At 32.5% G+C, this 17,667-nt stretch carries 11 protein-coding genes; 8 read left to right on the top strand and 3 right to left on the bottom strand.

Annotated elements, in window-relative coordinates; all coding sequences use genetic code 11:
• The first annotated feature begins 89 nt into the window (after positions 1 to 89).
• The 3 genes from ERCISPPS3390_RS02670 to ERCISPPS3390_RS02660 are packed head-to-tail and all read left to right on the top strand — an operon-like array spanning position 90 to position 4,117.
• Positions 90 to 551, top strand: coding sequence for an Lrp/AsnC family transcriptional regulator (locus tag ERCISPPS3390_RS02670; protein ID WP_197095412.1), 462 nt, complete (start codon positions 90 to 92; stop codon positions 549 to 551).
• A 49-nt stretch (positions 552 to 600) separates the two neighbouring features.
• Entirely contained in the window at positions 601 to 2,370 is a 1,770-nt protein-coding gene (locus ERCISPPS3390_RS02665; protein ID WP_197095276.1) for a SmdA family multidrug ABC transporter permease/ATP-binding protein, read from the top strand.
• Positions 2,363 to 4,117 (top strand): SmdB family multidrug efflux ABC transporter permease/ATP-binding protein, encoded by a 1,755-nt coding sequence (locus tag ERCISPPS3390_RS02660; protein ID WP_197095275.1) that lies wholly within the window; start codon positions 2,363 to 2,365, stop codon positions 4,115 to 4,117. Before ERCISPPS3390_RS02665 ends, ERCISPPS3390_RS02660 begins: the two co-directional genes overlap by 8 nt.
• A gap of 838 nt (positions 4,118 to 4,955) precedes the next feature.
• Here ERCISPPS3390_RS02660 and sstT read toward each other — a convergent pair.
• From sstT to cspE, 3 genes are all read right to left on the bottom strand, one after another.
• A complete protein-coding gene (gene sstT, locus ERCISPPS3390_RS02655; RefSeq protein ID WP_197095274.1) occupies positions 4,956 to 6,242 on the bottom strand; it encodes a serine/threonine transporter SstT in 1,287 nt (428 codons plus the stop codon).
• Positions 6,243 to 7,097: 855 nt separating this feature from the next.
• Positions 7,098 to 8,015: an oxygen-dependent coproporphyrinogen oxidase gene (gene hemF / locus ERCISPPS3390_RS02650; RefSeq protein ID WP_197095273.1), complete on the bottom strand. Its 918-nt coding sequence runs from the start codon at positions 8,013 to 8,015 to the stop codon at positions 7,098 to 7,100.
• Positions 8,016 to 9,359: 1,344 nt separating this feature from the next.
• On the bottom strand, positions 9,360 to 9,569 hold the full coding sequence (gene cspE, locus ERCISPPS3390_RS02645; RefSeq protein WP_157990551.1) for a transcription antiterminator/RNA stability regulator CspE: 210 nt from the start codon (positions 9,567 to 9,569) through the stop codon (positions 9,360 to 9,362).
• Between the two features lie 2,226 nt (positions 9,570 to 11,795).
• Here cspE and lolC point away from each other — a divergent pair.
• The 5 genes from lolC (at position 11,796) to sufB (ending at position 17,645) form a co-directional block, all read left to right on the top strand.
• On the top strand, positions 11,796 to 13,016 hold the full coding sequence (gene lolC / locus ERCISPPS3390_RS02635; RefSeq protein WP_197095272.1) for a lipoprotein-releasing ABC transporter permease subunit LolC: 1,221 nt from the start codon (positions 11,796 to 11,798) through the stop codon (positions 13,014 to 13,016).
• Positions 13,009 to 13,713, top strand: a complete 705-nt coding sequence (gene lolD, locus ERCISPPS3390_RS02630) for a lipoprotein-releasing ABC transporter ATP-binding protein LolD (RefSeq protein WP_197095271.1) — start codon at positions 13,009 to 13,011, stop codon at positions 13,711 to 13,713. The genes lolC and lolD overlap by 8 nt, the downstream gene beginning before the upstream one ends.
• The gene (gene lolE, locus ERCISPPS3390_RS02625) at positions 13,710 to 14,957 is read left to right on the top strand and encodes a lipoprotein-releasing ABC transporter permease subunit LolE (RefSeq protein ID WP_197095270.1); all 1,248 of its coding nucleotides are present in this window, start codon (positions 13,710 to 13,712) and stop codon (positions 14,955 to 14,957) included. Before lolD ends, lolE begins: the two co-directional genes overlap by 4 nt.
• An 810-nt stretch (positions 14,958 to 15,767) precedes the next feature.
• Positions 15,768 to 16,142, top strand: coding sequence for an iron-sulfur cluster assembly accessory protein (locus ERCISPPS3390_RS02620; RefSeq protein ID WP_197095411.1), 375 nt, complete (start codon positions 15,768 to 15,770; stop codon positions 16,140 to 16,142).
• A 6-nt stretch (positions 16,143 to 16,148) separates the two neighbouring features.
• Positions 16,149 to 17,645: a Fe-S cluster assembly protein SufB gene (sufB, locus tag ERCISPPS3390_RS02615; RefSeq protein WP_197095269.1), complete on the top strand. Its 1,497-nt coding sequence runs from the start codon at positions 16,149 to 16,151 to the stop codon at positions 17,643 to 17,645.
• The last annotated feature ends 22 nt before the right edge of the window (positions 17,646 to 17,667 follow it).

Raw genomic sequence — 17,667 nt, 5'->3', positions numbered from 1 at the left:
TATAGGTCAGACTAACGAGATACTAGGAGAAAAGGTTGCTAAAATCCTACTTCTAAGATAAGTAAAAGGAGAATATTTTGCTACCCATAATGCTGGATAAAAAAGATCGTTTATTGTTAAACTTTTTGCAACAGGATTGTACTTTGTCTTTACAGGTCTTAGCAGAGCACATCTGTCTTACAACAACCCCTTGCTGGAAACGTTTGAAAAGATTAGAGGATGAAGGTTATATTCGGGCACGAGTAGCACTTCTAGATAGTAAGAAGTTAGGTTTGGATGTTACTGTTTTTGTCTTAATTAAAACTAATCAGCATAGTCGGGACTGGTTTTATCAGTTTGTTAGTGTAGTAAAAACCATGCCAGAAGTTATGGGTTTGTATCGTATGGCTGGGGAGTATGATTATTTCTTGAGGGTGCAAGTAGCTAATATAAAAAGTTATGATATTTTTTATAAAAAACTACTCAATGGAGTCCCTGCTTTGCTTGATGTGACTTCAAGTTTCGCAATGGAAGAAATAAAATACACCACTGCTCTACCGGTTTCTATTTAAGTGGTAGTTTTAATCTTGCTAATTCAGTTGATAATCAGGATTTTTTCTAGTGCAATTGTTTAGCCAATTAAGTTGGTATTTTTTGCGAGAATGGCGCCGTTATTTTGGTGCTGTTTTACTTTTGCTTATAATCGCTGTGCTTAAACTTTTTCCACCGCACATTGTTGGTAAAATTGTAGATGGTGTTAAGCAAGGGGGTTTTAGCAATTTCCAACTCATAAAGTGGATTGTTGTAATGTTACTTACAGCAATTCTTGTATATTTTCTCCATTATATATGGCGTATATTATTGTTTGGAGCTTCTTATCACCTTGCGGTAGAACTGCGTGACGGTTTTTATCAGAAGCTCAGTCGACAGAACCCTGCTTTTTATTTACGACATCGAACTGGTGATTTGATTGCAAGGGCCACTAATGATGTAGATTGTGTGGTTTTTGCTGCTGGAGAGGGATTTTTAACTTTAGTGGATTCTGTAGTGATGGGTTTCACAGTTTTAGTAGTTATGATCCATCAAATTAGCTTGAGTCTTACTTTACTGGCTTTAATTCCGATGCCTATCATGGCGTTAATAATTAAATGTTATGGACAACAATTACATAATCGTTTTAAAAAGGTGCAAGCTGCTTTTTCTTCACTAAACGATCAAACTCAAGAAAGTTTAAGTAGTATCCGAATGATTAAAGCATTTGGTTTAGAAGGTCATCAATCAGATAAATTTGCTATTATTGCGAAAGATACAGGAGATCAAAATTTACGTGCAGCTCGTATTGATGCGCGTTTTGATCCAACAATTTATCTTTTTGTGGCAATATCCAGTCTACTGGCAGTTGTTGGGGGTAGCTGGATGGTATGTCATCGATCTATGACTCTTGGGCAACTCACTAGTTTTATAATGTACCTTGGTTTAATGATTTGGCCAATGTTAGCATTTGCGTGGATGTTTAATATTGTAGAACGCGGTAGTGCAGCCTGGAGTCGGATTTATGCGTTGCTGCAAGAGGCGCCAGTAGTGCCTGATGGTAATAAAACATTACCAAAGGATCGTGGTCTTTTAAAAATTTCTATCCAAAGATTTTGTTATCCTAACTCTAATAAAATCGCATTATTTAATTTAAATATCACTATTCAGCCAGGACAAATGCTTGGTTTGTGCGGGCCAACTGGATCTGGAAAAAGCACTTTTTTAAGTTTAATTCAGCGTCATTTCGACATTGATTCCGGTGAAATTCAGTTTCATAATATCCCCCTATCTGAGTTACGTTTAGATATTTGGCGTAGCAGGTTGGCAGTAGCAAGTCAGACCCCATTTTTATTTTCTGACAGTGTGGCGCAGAATATTGCTTTAGGTAGTCCTGCAGCTACACAGCATGATATTGAATATGTAGCTCGCCTTGCTCATGTTCATGAAGATATATTACATTTACCTCAGGGGTATGACACAGAAGTTGGTGAGCGTGGAATCATGCTGTCTGGTGGGCAAAAACAACGGATTGCTATTGCTCGAGCATTATTATTAAATGCTGAAATTCTTATATTAGATGATGCTCTCTCTGCTGTAGATGGTCGAACTGAGTATAAAATTATGCATAACTTACGGCATTGGGGAGAAAAGCGTACAGTAATTATTACAGCTCATCGTCTATCTGTTTTATCTGAGGCGAATGAAATTTTAGTGTTACAGAATGGCACAGTAATACAGCGTGGGGATCATCAACAATTAATTTCCAGAAAAGGTTGGTATCGAGAGATGCATCGTTATCAGCAGTTAGAAGAGGAACTAGGTCAAGATAATATAGCATGCAGAGCTCCTCATGAGTAATTCTATTCGGCTCTGGCCAACTATTAAACGACTCCTGTCTTATGGTGCTCCATGGAAAAAATCACTCTGCTGGGCAGTAATTATGTTATGGGTTGCTGCTGGGTCTGAAGTATTAGGATCAGTTTTAATTAGCTATTTTATTGATCAAATTGATGAACGTCACATGCCTTTTAATTTTTTTTCTGGCGTAATTATTATAAGTTATCTCCTGCTTCAGGTATTTGCGGCATTGCTATACTATTGGCAAGCATTATGGTTTAATCAAGTTGCAGTGGGAGTTGTACAACATTTGCGTACTAATGTTATGGATGCAGCTTTGCGTCAGCCATTAAGTGCTTTTGATATGCAACCTGTTGGTCAAATTATCTCTAGGGTTACTAATGACACCGAAGTAGTTCGGGATTTGTATGTAACTGTGGTTTCGACTGCACTACGTAGTGCCGCGCTAGTTGGATCTATGCTCATAGCAATGTTTACTCTTAATTGGCGTATGGCTTTAGTAGCAATCACTATTTTTCCAGCAGTTTTAACAGTTATGCTAATATATCAACGCCACAGTACGCCAATTGTTCGACGATTGCGGAGTTGTTTAGCGGATATTAATAATAGTTTTAATGAAGTTATTAATGGCATGAGCATTATCCAGCAATTTCGCCAACAGGATCGTTTTGGTAAACGCATGGGTAAGGCCAGCCGCTTACATTATAGAGCGCGTATGGATATTATCCGACTAGAGGGTTTTTTATTAAGACCTCTTCTTAGTCTTTTTTCTGCGTTAATATTATGTGGATTGATGATGTTATATGGCTGTTCGTCAGATAGCACAATAGAAGTTGGAATTTTATATGCTTTTATTAATTACCTTTCTCGTCTTAATGAGCCACTGATTGAAATTACTACGCAGCAGTCGATTTTGCAGCAGGCTGCTGTAGCAGGTGAGAGAATTTTTGAGCTAATGGATTCACCTCATCAACCTTATGGTAAAGATATTCAGCCATTAAGTGGCGGAAAGATTGATATTTTTAATCTTACATTTAGCTATCGTTCTGGTTATCCTGTGTTAAAAAAAATTAACATATCAATACCAGAACGTCATTTTGTGGCATTAGTTGGGCAGACTGGAAGCGGAAAAAGCACATTAGCTAATTTGTTGATGGGATATTATCCTTTGAGTGACGGTGAGATATATCTTGATAGTAGATCAATTTCTTCGTTAAGTCATTCTGCATTAAGAAATAGTATAGCAATGGTTCAGCAGGATCCAGTAGTTTTAGCAGATACTTTGTTTTCTAATGTAAGCTTAGGTAGAGATATTACTGAGCAGGCAGTATGGGATGTGTTAAGTGCGGTACAATTAGACGACCTTGCGCGCTCTATGCCTCAAGGTATTTTTACAGAACTAGGGGAGCAAGGTAACTGCTTATCTATTGGGCAAAAGCAACTATTAGCTATAGCAAGGGTATTAGTTATTATCCCACAGATACTGATTTTAGATGAAGCTACTGCTAATATTGATTCTGGAACAGAACAAGCGATTCAAAAAGCGTTATGTTTAGTTCGGCAGCGTACTACATTAGTAGTTATTGCTCATCGACTTTCAACGATTACTGAGGCAGATACTATTCTTGTATTACATCGAGGTCAGATAGTCGAGAAAGGTAACCACCAAACATTATTAGCAATGCGAGGCAGGTATTGGCAAATGTATCGTTTGCAGCTAGTTAGTGCAAAGTGTGCAGTTACGTGAAAACTATATATGTGTAACAAAAGCGTAAAAAGATTCTTTGAAAAAAGTAAATTACTCTCTAGAAATATTAGCTAAGCATATAAATTACGTAACCAAGAGCTTATTCTGTATACATATTGATTTAGTTAAATTAACAGAGTATATGATACTACATGTATAACTTTTTGTTTTTATAGGTAATAATTTTGTACAATTTTTCTTAATGATATAGAAAATACAAATGAGAGCGTGATTATTTAGTCATGTGTAATGCAAAGTATTACAATATTTATGGTAGTTTTTGAGAATGTAAGACCTATCTAATAGTGAAATTTATAGAGTAAGGATACAGAATTTTAATTTATATGATTGTATCATAACTTATCTTAAGTATTGCTTGATTGATTTGATTTTTCTGGATAAAATCTCTAGGGTATAAATCTCTCTATCATAGCATCGTAAAATTTACGTATGTAATCTATGATAGAATCAAGATAAATATTTGTGACTATAGTCTGATTATAATAAATTTTAGAATATAATGTATATTATATGCATGAAAACCCTTAATGCATATCAGTATTTAAATTTAATGAGAATTATATTCTATTAAATTATATTCTATTAATGATAGAATCTATTTAGTTTTATCAGTTCTGATTAATATTGTGTGACTGATATACTATTAAGTAATCCTTATTATTATGCATTATTTTCATAATATACTAATTAAGAAAAGATTATATACAAATAAAAATATATTATTTTACTGGTTATTCGAGCACATTTTAGTATAAATACACTATTTTAGTATACCCAACATATTTTATGATGCTGTATAGTATATGTATATAGATTATCAATGATTTTTTGTTTTATGAATGCCTTGCTTATCTAAACAAGGTGATACTGCAGTAGAAAATTGGATTGGTTTCTCACGTTGATCTTCTTCGGCTATACACACAGCAGCAGTAAATAAAATACCTGCTGATGAATTCAATGCAGTTTCTGCGGAATCTTGCAAGACACTAATAATAAAACCAATCCCAATTACTTGCATTGCTACTTCATGGGGAATGCCAAACATATTACAAACTAGCGGTATCAGAAGAAGTGATCCTCCTGCTATAGCTGATGCTCCACATGCACAGATAGAAGCTACAATGCTAAGTAGCATCGCGCTAGAGATATGCAAGTTCATGTGCAAAGTATGTAGGGTTGCTAATGTCATTACTGTAATTGTTATAGATGCTCCCGCCATACTAATATTTGCTCCAATTGGAATAGATGCTGTATATGTATTTTGGTTTAAGCCTAGTTTTTTTGCAAGAGCCATATTTACTGGAATATTGGCTACTGAGCTGCGAGTAAAAAAGGCAGTGATTCCACTTTCGCGAAGACAGGTAAAAACTAATGGATAAGGATTGCGACGAATATGCCACCATACCAGTATAGGGTTGAGAAGTAATGCAATAAAAAGCATACATCCGATCAATAAACTAATTAGATGTGCATATTGCCATACTACATGAAATCCAGTAGAGGCTAGGCTGGATGATATGAGGCCAAATATACCAATTGGTGCGAATTTCATAATAATACAAACTAATTTTGTAATTGCTTTTGAAATATCATTCAAAAAAGCGTGTGTATTATCACTGCTATTTCGAAATGCAAATCCTAATCCTATTCCCCAAATAAGAATACTAATATAATTAGCAGTCAGTAATGCTTCAATGAGATTTGTGATCATACTAATCACAAAACCATGTAAAATCTTTAAAATACTAGAAGGAGGTGTTAACACATTAATAGTAGAAGTTTTTAATATTAGGTTTTGTGGAATTAAATAGCTAGCGATTAAAGCTACTATCGAAGCAGTAAATGTGCTCAGTAGGTACAGTATTATAATTTGACGAATATTACTATTTTTTCTTTTATGATAACTAGAGATAGAGGTAAGAATCAGCATTAAGACTAATATAGGGGCGATTGCTTTTAATGCATTTATGAATAATTCTCCCAGTATCCCAGCCTCTACTGCATGACTTTTTGATAACCAAGCAAAAGAAATGCCACATGCTAATCCGATCATAATTTGCGTGATTAAGCTTAATTTTAAACGCATATTATACTCTTTTTTCATTATTCTAGATCACTTTTAAGGTGCTTTCACTCTTATATTGATATGCCAATACCATGTATTGATGAAGGCATGGCATATAGTAGAAGGTATGTAGCAATAGTTCGGCAGATTACCTGAAAATTATCTAATAGATAAAGGTAAGTTTAAAGTATGATATTATATCACTTAATGTGTTTCTTTTGAATAGATACGAATTCTTTGCTCCAGTTGATAGATTTAATATAATCTTCGAGAATTCTATTGCAGAGGTATATTTCTTGTAGTTTGCACATTAGGTAATGCTCTATGTTTAATATGCACTTTGCATGGCGTTGATGTATTACGATCTAATATAGTATACAATGAGATACTGTATTAAATGTTAATCATAAAACAATAACAATTCTATTTTACTAATAAAAATTAGACTTATATAACCTATATAAATATAAATATAATATATTAGAAAAATATTAGAAAAATTAAAATAGCAAAGTCAAGTTAGTTAAAGAGAAGAGGTCAGATATCCTATATAATTAGTATTTATATCATGTATTTGTATTTATATCATGATGATAGAATCATTGGAATAATGATGAATATTGATAATGTCTCAACATTGAAAGATTTAGAACTTTTTTAAGATATACAAGTGTATTTCTTGTTGAGTATCTAATTTTATCATTGTATATATAAATTTTGATATATACCTTTATCATGCTTGAATGTATAAAAATTTAATTATACTATTAGATATTAGATAATATATTTTTTGGAGCTTTTAGTAATATTCCAAATATTATAAAACTATTTTAAAAATTATAAAATTTTACCATATGATTATATCATATAATACAGATATATTCAATGTTATTTTTACTGCAGCCAATCCTTAACTATTAAAAAATCACGATAAAGTTTTGCTTCTGGACTGCCTTTTTGAGGTTTATAGTCATATTCCCAACGAGCAAACGGTGGCATAGATATAAAAATTGACTCTATACGTCCTCCAGAATGAAGGCCAAATAATGTACCACGATCATACACAAGATTAAATTCAACATAACGACCGCGGCGATAAAGCTGAAAATTACGCTCTCGATTACCCCACTTCAATGCTTTGCGTTTTTCAAGAATTGGTATATAGGCATCACAAAAACTATGACCTACAGCTTGCGCAAATTTAAAGCTGTGATTAAAGCCATTCATATGCAGATCATCAAAGAATAATCCCCCCACACCACGCTGCTCGTTTCTATGTTGAAGATAAAAATAGTCATCGCACCATTTTTTATAGCGTACGTATAAATCATCACCAAAAGGTTGACAAAGATTATAGGCAGTTTTATGCCAAAAAACAACATCTTCAGAAAAACCATAATATGGTGTTAAGTCAAATCCACCACCAAACCACCAAATAGGCTGAGCGTTTTTTGGTCTTTTTGCTATAAAGAAACGTATATTGGCATGGCTACTAGGCACATAAGGATTACAAGGATGAATGACCACTGAGATACCTACTGCTTCGAATTCACAACCAGTCAGATCAGGACGGTTTGCTGTAGCAAAGACAGGCATTGAATTTCCATAAACATGTGAAAAATTGACGCCTATCTGTTCAAATATTGTTCCATTTCTGAGAATGCAGCTGCACCCTGCTCCTTTTCCTGGCGATTGCCAGGTATCTTTAAGGAAGATGCCTGTGTAGTCTACTTTTTCTAATTTTTGGCAAATATCTTCTTGAAGAGTAATCAAGAATTTTTTAACTAGAGTAATATCTGGTGTGTCTATCATGGTTTCCTACTAACCTACTAATACGTAATACATACGATATAATTTTGATATTGTCATATAATACAGTACTTACCACATTAGTACTAGAATGTGCATTCTGAATGAATTTTGCAGGTTACTAGCCTTACATTTATTTACTTTTAGTGCATGTTATAACAAAATATGCTAATATTTTAGCAGTTTTTTATTTTAAAGTATCCTGATTTTTAAAAAAAGATATGATATGCTGATTTTTGGAAGGTATCTTTTTATTATGTATATAATTCAATTAGGTTTTAAGCATAGCTAAGATAAGTAAAAATTCTTCTAGTATTTTTTTATAATTTCATATAGAAAGTCTGAGAAATTTATTAAAACACTTAATGTTTGCATCCGTTATTTTTCTATAAAAGACTTAAATCATAATTAAACGTTAAAAATAAAATTATTAACCATAGAATATATAATAGAAATATTTTTATGAGTGTTTTTGTAAAATCATTTTCAATGTATAAAAGTTTTTACAAAACATGACATTATTATTTTTGAATTAGTAATAAATTAATCTGCCTATAATATGTTTAATATGCTAAATTCTATAAATTTTACAAAGTGCAACTATCGGATTTTTAGATATATTGAGACTAGTACACTTTATTTATAGATAATAAAATTATAAGCATATCTATAGTTAGGTTAATTGCCCGCTAATGTAAACGTATAAAGTAAAAATTTTTTTTAAAATTATAAGATCCTTTCATGATATGTAGATGAATATTGTATCAGTATTATGCAAAAGTTCTATAGAAGCTACAATGATGATCAATATAGTCAGAGATTGATGCAAGATCAAATTGATGCAAGATTAAAAGTAAATATTTATGATATTTACTAGTGTACCTTTTTCTTGTTTAGACAATCTAGAAACATTGAGAAATAAGTTTCTAAAAAATTAGCAAAAGATTTCTGCTAGAAATTTTATTTATTGCTCATGCCTGTATTGCTCATGCCTGTAAGGTACAATAAATTTTTACAAAGTGAATATGTTGACTGGATTCTGAATAGCGGGGTGTATCAAGATGAAAGAAAATGATAAAATATAACCGATAGCCACCTGTGGAGCAAAATATGTGGTTTTTTAGAGAATAACATGTTCTGCATAAGTTTATTAGTGAAAAATAACCATCATTAAAGAAGTGCTTAATTAAAAATAGAATTAACGAAGATAGATGAGCTGTATATTTAATTAGTAAATAATATTATAAAAGCCCCGTCATTTCTGACGGGGCCGGATGTGGTATTAAGGTTATGTCAAGATTTCAGTTTAGATTACTTTAATAAAATCACAACAAACTCTAATCAATATCAGATCGCGCTAACGTTCACGGCAGCGGGGCCTTTCTGTCCATCTTGAATTTCAAATTCCACGCTTTGACCTTCAGCAAGAGTCTTAAACCCGTTACCCTGAATAGCAGAAAAATGCACAAAAACATCTTTACTTCCATCAGCAGGAGTAATAAAACCAAAACCTTTAGACTCGTTAAACCACTTTACCTGACCTTTAATCTTTGCCATTTTACAAATTCCTTAGAGAGATGATTCGCCCGTGGGCTTTACGTTCAGAAAAACTAGAAACATTACTGCATGAGGCATTAATTAAGGCTCGGCAAGGAAGCGGTATGCAACGTCAACGTCTTTACTCGGATCTTCTTTACTGAAAGATGCTACTCACACACAGAGCTGTATCTCGTTTTGCTAGGATATTTATCACATATCCGCTCATTAATCGCAAGTCATTTTTCATGCAGTTAGGATTATATCCTAAATAATGTATCTGATACGTTTGAGTACTGACAGGTACTTTTGTTCTTAAACAGCAAGTGATATATTCCATCATGTGCTATTATTTAAGTTTTTATCGAGGCTAAAATATATGAGAAATATTGTAATTGAAGCACACTACTTTAGCTTTCTACATATGTAATGCCCCCTTTTATTATAGGAAGGTTATTTCAATACATTACGCAATACATTACGCAATACATTACGGTAAGTTATATTAAGCTTTTATAATTGATATATAATATTTTATTTTTGCATATAACATTCTATAACATTCTATAACATTTTATAACATGAAATCATTTACATTTGTAAAATTTATTTGATATGTATACTTGATATTTAGTCATTACACTTTACAGGTATAAGCAATAAGTAAAATTTCTAGCAGAAATCTTTTGCTAATTTTTTAGAAACTTATTTCTCAATGTTTCTAGATTGTCTAAACAAGAAAAAGGTACACTAGTAAATATCATAGATATTTACTTTTAATCTTGCACCAATCTCTGGCATATGTATAGGTACTATACCTATAAAGCGCCCCTCTATAAATTTTTAGAAATATTCATACTTAACTAAAACGAAACATTAAATTATCTTCTTAATTTAGGTAGTGTTTTTTGAGAGAAAAACTTAGCTAGATTAGCTAATCTATATTAATAATTATAATATGTTTGAGTAAATGTAATATGTTTGAGTAAACTCTATACTGTCATTAATGACATAATGACATAATGACATAATGACATAATGACATAATGACATAATGACATAATGACATAATGACATAATGACATAATGACATAACGATTTTTGTATCATATTAATCATCATTCCGTGATAATTAGTATATTGCATTCTTATTGATTCTCAGAGGCTATTATATTAGCGCTAATCTTTAATAATTACTGAGTAAAATTTTAGCTTTAGTTGTAATTTAGTGACAATTGTACTTTTTTCGCATCATCATACATTTCTTATATTTTACTAAATTTTTAGATTTTACTAAATGCGTTTTATTAGCAGAGATATTATATAATTTTCATTAGTCTTTTGTTTTATTATCTATAAATTTAAAGAATTCAACAAACTAGATTTTTTTGCATAGGATGATAAATACATAGTTCATAATACTTAATTAGATGGTTTTATTTTATAAATTTAATGTTTTTATAATAATTATTAATTATATTAAAGACTTTTTTAAATTATTGGCAATGTGTAGCTCAAGATGTAGCGTAATTAAAGATACAGATAGCTTATCATTTTATTAAATATAAAGTTTATAAAACGGATAGTGATTAGCCAGTCATAATGATAAATCTCTCTAATTAAGATTTAGTTTTAGCTTTAGAATAATAAATACTAAATTTTTTGACATTACTTACTTAATGAAGATCTATGAAGATAACACATAAATAGGCTGCTAATTTAATTTAGCAGGCTATTTATATTAAGTCATAAAAGCATTAATAGACCTTAGATCTTTACAATGCATACAATTCATATGTTATACTATTTGGATCTTATGATCTTGCAAATATTAATTAAAGATATCTTATTTGTATAAGTACAGTAGTTCGATAGTTTTTAGATTATTGATTGAATATTTCAGAATATAGATAATAATTTAATTATAGTAAAATATATGTGTTTAGTAAATTACAAAGAATGGGTACTAAATCATTATGAAAGAGAATGTTAGTTATATTTAAAACACTAGTATTATTTAGTAGATAGATTGTATTTTAAAAATAGATAGATTTTTTTCAAAAAACCTCTTAGATCATGCAAGTTGTGTATCTTTAGCGCAGGTTATCATTAAGGTAGAGAATAATGTAGATTCCATCTGCCCATGCCTCAGTGTTCTGTAGTAAGATGTAGTTATTTTATAATATAGGATATCTACTATCTCTGTAATAGTTAATGTCTATTTACGTTATATTAAAGATAAATACTATGTATCAACCTATTTCTTTATTTATTGCCTTACGTTACATGACAGGTCGTGATTTTAGATCAAATCGTTTTGGGTGTGTTCTATCTTGGCTTTCAGTAATTGGATTAATTTTAGGTGTTATGGTGCTCGTAACTGTATCATCAGTCATGAATGGATTAGAAGAACAGTTGGAACATAAAATTCTTGGTTTTATGCCGCATGTGTTAGTTACTAGCCAGGACGGCTTCATTAATCCGCAAAAAATATCTGCTAGTAAATTACATTTTTCAGGTGTGAACCGAATTTCATCTCTGACTACAGGCGAAGTAATTTTACATGGTGCTCATAATATTGCTACTGGTGTAATCTTAGGTGTTGATCCTAATAAAAATGACGCCTTAGTACCTTTTTTTTTAAATGTTAAGCAGAAACAACTTCAGGCTGGAAAATATAATGCAATTATTGGCGCGGCATTAGCAAATCACTTAGGTTTAAGGTTGAACTCAAAAGTACGCCTGCTTGTACCAACTAGAAGTTGGTGGACACCATTAGGACGTATTCCAAGTCAAAAAGTATTTAATGTAATTGGTATTTTTTTGGCTAATAGTGATGTTGATAGTTATGCGATACTTTTGAATCAGGAAGATGCATCACGTCTTATGCGATACCAAAAGGGGTGCATTACTGGTTGGCGACTATGGCTAAATAATCCGCTGCAGATACATGCTATAAAACAACATGCCATGCAACAAGGAGGATTGCTAAATGGTTTAGTATGGCATGACTGGCGTGAAACAAAAGGAGCTTTGTTTCATGCGGTAAAAATAGAAAAAAATATTATGAGATTATTGCTTGGTTTAATTATTTTGATAGCTGTGTTTAATATTTTTACATCACTTTGTCTACTTATTGCAGAAAAAAAATGGGAAGTGGCTATTTTACAAACCCAGGGTTTCAAGCGTGAGCAAATTTTAATTATATTTATTTTACAAGGTGCAATGGTTGGAGTGCTGGGTTCTATAATTGGATCTCTTTTAGGGATATGCTTAGCTAAACAATTACCTGGTGTTATTATATGGGCAGGTATATTTGGTCCAGGTTTATCATTGCCTGTATTAATATCTGCCTCGCAAATCACTATGATTGCCTTTTTTTCTACTATTATAGCATTTTTATCGGTTCTGTACCCATCCTATCGTGCTGCTTCTGTTAAGCCGGCTGAGGCTTTACGCTATGACTAAAAAGATTTTATTGCAGTGTGAGAATTTATGTAAAAGTTATCAGGAGGGTAATGTAAAAACTGATGTTTTGCGAAATATTTCATTTCAAGTACAAGAAGGTGATATGATAGCAATCATTGGTAGTTCTGGGTCGGGAAAAAGTACTTTAATGCACTTATTAGGTGGTTTAGATGCCCCAACTACTGGTGACGTTTTTTTTAAAGGAAAATCTTTAAATGTAATGTCATCTAGAGAAAAATCTGTATTGCGTAATAGAGATCTGGGATTTGTTTACCAATTTCATCATCTTTTGCCAGATTTTAATGCCTTAGAAAATGTAAGCATGCCGCTTCTTATTGCAAAGATTGCGACAAAGAAAGCTAAGATTCAATCCGTCGAAATGTTAAAACTACTAGGTTTAGAGCACAAAGCTCTCTGTCGCCCCTCACAACTCTCTGGCGGGGAAAGGCAACGAGTAGCGATTGCGCGCGCATTAGTGAATAATCCACATATAGTATTAGCTGATGAACCTACAGGTAATCTTGATGAACGAAATACTGATATTCTTTTAAGATTACTAACTCAGATTAATCAAAAACATGGCACTGCTTTTGTAGTAGTAACTCATGATTTGAATCTAGCAAAAAATTTACCGCGGAATCTTGAGATATATCATGGTCATTTATTTGAAAAAAATATTTCAGGAAAGAGCCAATGATTGGTGGTCTTGCTTGTTTTATTGGTTTTCGGTTTAGTTACGGAAAGAGCCAAGGTGGTATCACCTCTCTTATTGCAGTAATATCTACTTGTGGTATTGCGCTCAGTATTGCTGTGTTAATAATTAGTCTGAGCGCTATGAATGGTTTTGAGAACGAACTTAATAAACGGATTCTCTCAGTAGTTCCACATGGTGAACTTGAACCGGTTAATCGAGGTTTTACTGCGTGGGTATCTTTATTATCACAAATAGAAAAAGTATCTGGTGTAGTAGCAGCAGCACCTTATATTCGGTTTACTGGTTTGGTTGAACACGGAAGTAAAGTAATAGCACTACAGATAAAAGGTATTGATCCTAAACTAGAAAGCCGTGTTAGCGCTCTATCATCTTATGCTTCAGGAGAGGCTTGGAAGCATTTTTTACCAAACAAGAATCAGATTTTAATTGGGCAAGGGATAGTTAATAGCTTAAGCTTAAAACTTGGTGACTGGATAACTATGATGATTCCAGGTCGTCACGTGGAAGATCAAATATTACAGCCAAAGTACGTGCGCTTGCAGTTGGTTGGTATTATCAACTTAAATGGCATTCTTGATCACAGTCTTGCATATATTCCAATAGAAGATGCTCAAAAATTATTATGTATTGGTAGTAATATTACCGGTATTGCGATTAAAGCAAAACATCCTTTTGAGGCTGATCTACTTATTCGTCAAGTGGGAGAAGTAACTAATTTATATGTATATTTACATAGTTGGATTGGAACATATGGTTATATGTATCACGATATTCAGATGATTCGTACTATAATATATCTATCAATAGTACTAGTAATTGGTATTGCTTGTTTTAATATTGTTTCCACATTAATTATAGCAGTACAAGATAAGCGTCGTCAGATTGCTATCTTAAGAACTTTGGGTGCTAATAATTCCTTAATTCGATCTATTTTTATTTGGTATGGCTTGCTATTAGGTGGTGTGTTAGGTAGTTTAGTTGGTACCATTATAGGGGGGTTAATAGCTCTTAAGTTAACATCTATTGTTGAGATTATCGAAAAATTAACAGGTTGTCATGTTCTCTCCGGAGATGTTTATTTTATTGACTTTTTTCCTTCAGAGTTGCACTTTTCCGATGTGATAATTATATTTGTGACATCCATAGCACTTAGCTTGCTTGCTAGTTGGTACCCAGCCAAAAAAGCTAGCCGTCTTCTCCCTGCAAAAGCACTGAATCTTCAGTAGGATAGGTAGATGTCTTTATGGCTTCTGTTGCTAATTGACATAATCAAAAGTATACATAAAAACTGATTAATATATTTAAATATAATGACAAGGCTTGGATGAGAGGTAAATTCTAAGATTTTTACTTTTTATTTTGTTTAGATAAAATTATCATATTTTATTCTTTTGATGTTATTGAGTAGTTATTTGTGTTGTTGATCATATTTTTAGTAGTGAGATTTAAAAACACATGCGTTTAGCATTTAATAGTTTGCGTTTTATAAACTCAAGCTCATTCTTCATGGTTAGTATGAAAAAAATAGTAAATGGTTGTAGTAAATGGTTGTAATGTTAATAATTGCATATTAAATCAAAAATAAATTAGTAATAATTCCGTTTAATATGTATGTTAATTTTTATGGTAAAATATAACATCATATTATGATGGTCTACTTTAGGCCATTTAAGATTTAGGTTTTTTTTAATATGTATTTATAATATTTATTATTTTTAGTTTTAAAAATTTTGATTATAGAAAAATCTGAGAATTTTTAAAAAATCTATAATCCTATTATAGGTAATTGTGAAGCTCTGCAATCAATATATTAGAGGTATCTTAGGGATTGTTTATGATAGAGATAGATCGGTATTTAGATTTCATCAATGTTTGTAGTGTTCAGTTATCATTTTAAAATAGTTAAGAAATACATCTGGCATAAGGTAGACTGTTTGTTATAGATATATGGCAAAGCATTTGGTAAAGCTTTATAGTAGTGTGGGTATTTGAAGAAAAATATCACCATGTCTGGATAATGTATTATGAGGTTGATTATGCCATCAAAAAAATTAGTTACTTCATACTTAGGCGTACCTGTTTGGAAAGGATTAACGTTAACGCACAGAGCAGCAGAACAAATTAGCTATCTTTCATTAAAAGAACCGAATATTAAAGGGGTTCAGCTAGATGTAAAAACTTCTGGCTGCGCTGGATTGAGTTATACTATGAATTTAGTAAAAGAGGTATCCAAGGATGTCTTAATGTTTAGCCGTAATCGTGCATGTGTCTTTGTCCCATTACAGGCTATGCCATATATTGATGGCACAGAAGTAGATTATGTACATGTAGGCTTGAATCAGGTGTTTAAATTTAATAACCCTTTAGCTAATCAAGCCTGCGGTTGTGGTGAGAGTTTTAGCGTTGAGTAAAGTCTAATGCTACATGATAATAATAAATCGAATGATAATCAGAGTTTAGTTAGCGCTCATTCAAACTATACAGAGGGTTTTTTTACTAAGCTGAAAACTGAAAAATTTTCAGATGGTATCAATGAAGATATTGTGCGTGCAATTTCATCTAAACGACACGAACCTAAATGGATGTTGGACTTTCGTCTAAAAGCATATGCAGCCTGGCTCACTATGAAAGAACCGCACTGGCTTAAAGCTCATTATCAATCATTGAATTATCAAGATTATTGTTATTATTCTGCACCGTCTTGTCAAGGCTGTGGTGAGCATTACACTCCATCAGAAAATAGTATAGAATCCACAGCAGGTAAAAAAGTGACTAACTATCTTACAAAGGAAATTGAAGATACCTTTAAGCAACTTGGAATACCTGTGAGAGAAGAAGGTAAGGTAGCAGTTGATGCAATTTTTGACTCAGTATCTGTAGCTACAACTTATCGTGATAAGCTAAAAAAAGAAGGTATTATATTCTGTTCTTTTAGTGAAGCAATTCATGATTACCCTCATTTAGTTCAGGAGTATCTTGGTAGCGTAGTTCCTGCTAATGATAATTTTTTCGCTGCTTTAAATGCGGCTGTAGCTTCTGACGGGACTTTTATTTATGTTTCTAAGGGTGTCCATTGCCCAATGGAACTCTCAACTTATTTTCGAATTAATGCAGAAAAAATTGGTCAATTTGAGCGCACGCTTCTTATTGCTGATGCAGGTAGTTCTGTTAGTTACCTAGAAGGTTGCTCTGCGCCTATACGTGAGACTCAACAGCTGCACGCAGCGGTAGTGGAAGTTGTCTTACACCAAGGTGCTACGGTTAAATATTCGACAGTACAAAATTGGTTTTCTGGTAGAGACACTGCAGGTGGAATTCTAAATTTTGTCACAAAACGCGCTCTGTGTGTTGGAAAACAAAGTAAAATGTCTTGGACTCAGTTAGAAACTGGTTCAGCTATTACCTGGAAATATCCAAGCGTAATTTTGCGTGGTGATAATTCTATTGGTGAGTTTTTTTCTGTAGCATTAACAAGTGGATCTCAACAGGCTGATACAGGTACTAAGATGATTCATATCGGAAAAAATACAAGTTCAACTATTATTTCTAAAGGTATTTCTGCTGGTAATAGTCACAATACTTATCGTGGCTTAGTTAAGGTCACCCCAAGCGCTATGCATGCACGGAATTACACTCAATGTGATTCAATGCTAATTGGCTCCAAATGTGGCGCGCATACTTTTCCCTATATTGAAGTAAAAAACAACACTGCCCATCTTGAGCATGAGGCAACAACATCGCGTATCGGTGAAGACCAGTTATTTTATTGCTTACAACGCGGAATCACTGAAGATGATGCGATTTCAATGATTATAAATGGTTTTTGTAAAGATGTTTTTTCAGAACTTCCTTTAGAATTTGCAGTTGAAGCACAGAAATTGCTTGCTATTAGTCTTTCACATAGTGTGGGCTAGTATTGTATATTAAAGACACAGA

The organism is Candidatus Erwinia haradaeae (genome assembly GCF_900698885.1).
Lineage (GTDB): Bacteria > Pseudomonadota > Gammaproteobacteria > Enterobacterales > Enterobacteriaceae > Erwinia_E > Erwinia_E haradaeae_H.
This window is presented reverse-complemented; position numbering and strand designations above follow the sequence as displayed.

What these genes read in the sequence shown, in the direction of transcription:
- ERCISPPS3390_RS02670 (WP_197095412.1), top strand. Translation starts at nt 90, where the DNA reads ATGCTGGATAAAAAAGATCGTTTATTGTTAAACTTTTTGCAACAGGAT.
- ERCISPPS3390_RS02660 (WP_197095275.1), top strand. Translation starts at nt 2,363, where the DNA reads ATGAGTAATTCTATTCGGCTCTGGCCAACTATTAAACGACTCCTGTCT.
- sstT (WP_197095274.1), bottom strand. Translation starts at nt 6,242, where the DNA reads ATGAAAAAAGAGTATAATATGCGTTTAAAATTAAGCTTAATCACGCAA.
- hemF (WP_197095273.1), bottom strand. Translation starts at nt 8,015, where the DNA reads ATGATAGACACACCAGATATTACTCTAGTTAAAAAATTCTTGATTACT.
- cspE (WP_157990551.1), bottom strand. Translation starts at nt 9,569, where the DNA reads ATGGCAAAGATTAAAGGTCAGGTAAAGTGGTTTAACGAGTCTAAAGGT.
- lolC (WP_197095272.1), top strand. Translation starts at nt 11,796, where the DNA reads ATGTATCAACCTATTTCTTTATTTATTGCCTTACGTTACATGACAGGT.
- lolD (WP_197095271.1), top strand. Translation starts at nt 13,009, where the DNA reads ATGACTAAAAAGATTTTATTGCAGTGTGAGAATTTATGTAAAAGTTAT.
- lolE (WP_197095270.1), top strand. Translation starts at nt 13,710, where the DNA reads ATGATTGGTGGTCTTGCTTGTTTTATTGGTTTTCGGTTTAGTTACGGA.
- ERCISPPS3390_RS02620 (WP_197095411.1), top strand. Translation starts at nt 15,768, where the DNA reads ATGCCATCAAAAAAATTAGTTACTTCATACTTAGGCGTACCTGTTTGG.
- sufB (WP_197095269.1), top strand. Translation starts at nt 16,149, where the DNA reads ATGCTACATGATAATAATAAATCGAATGATAATCAGAGTTTAGTTAGC.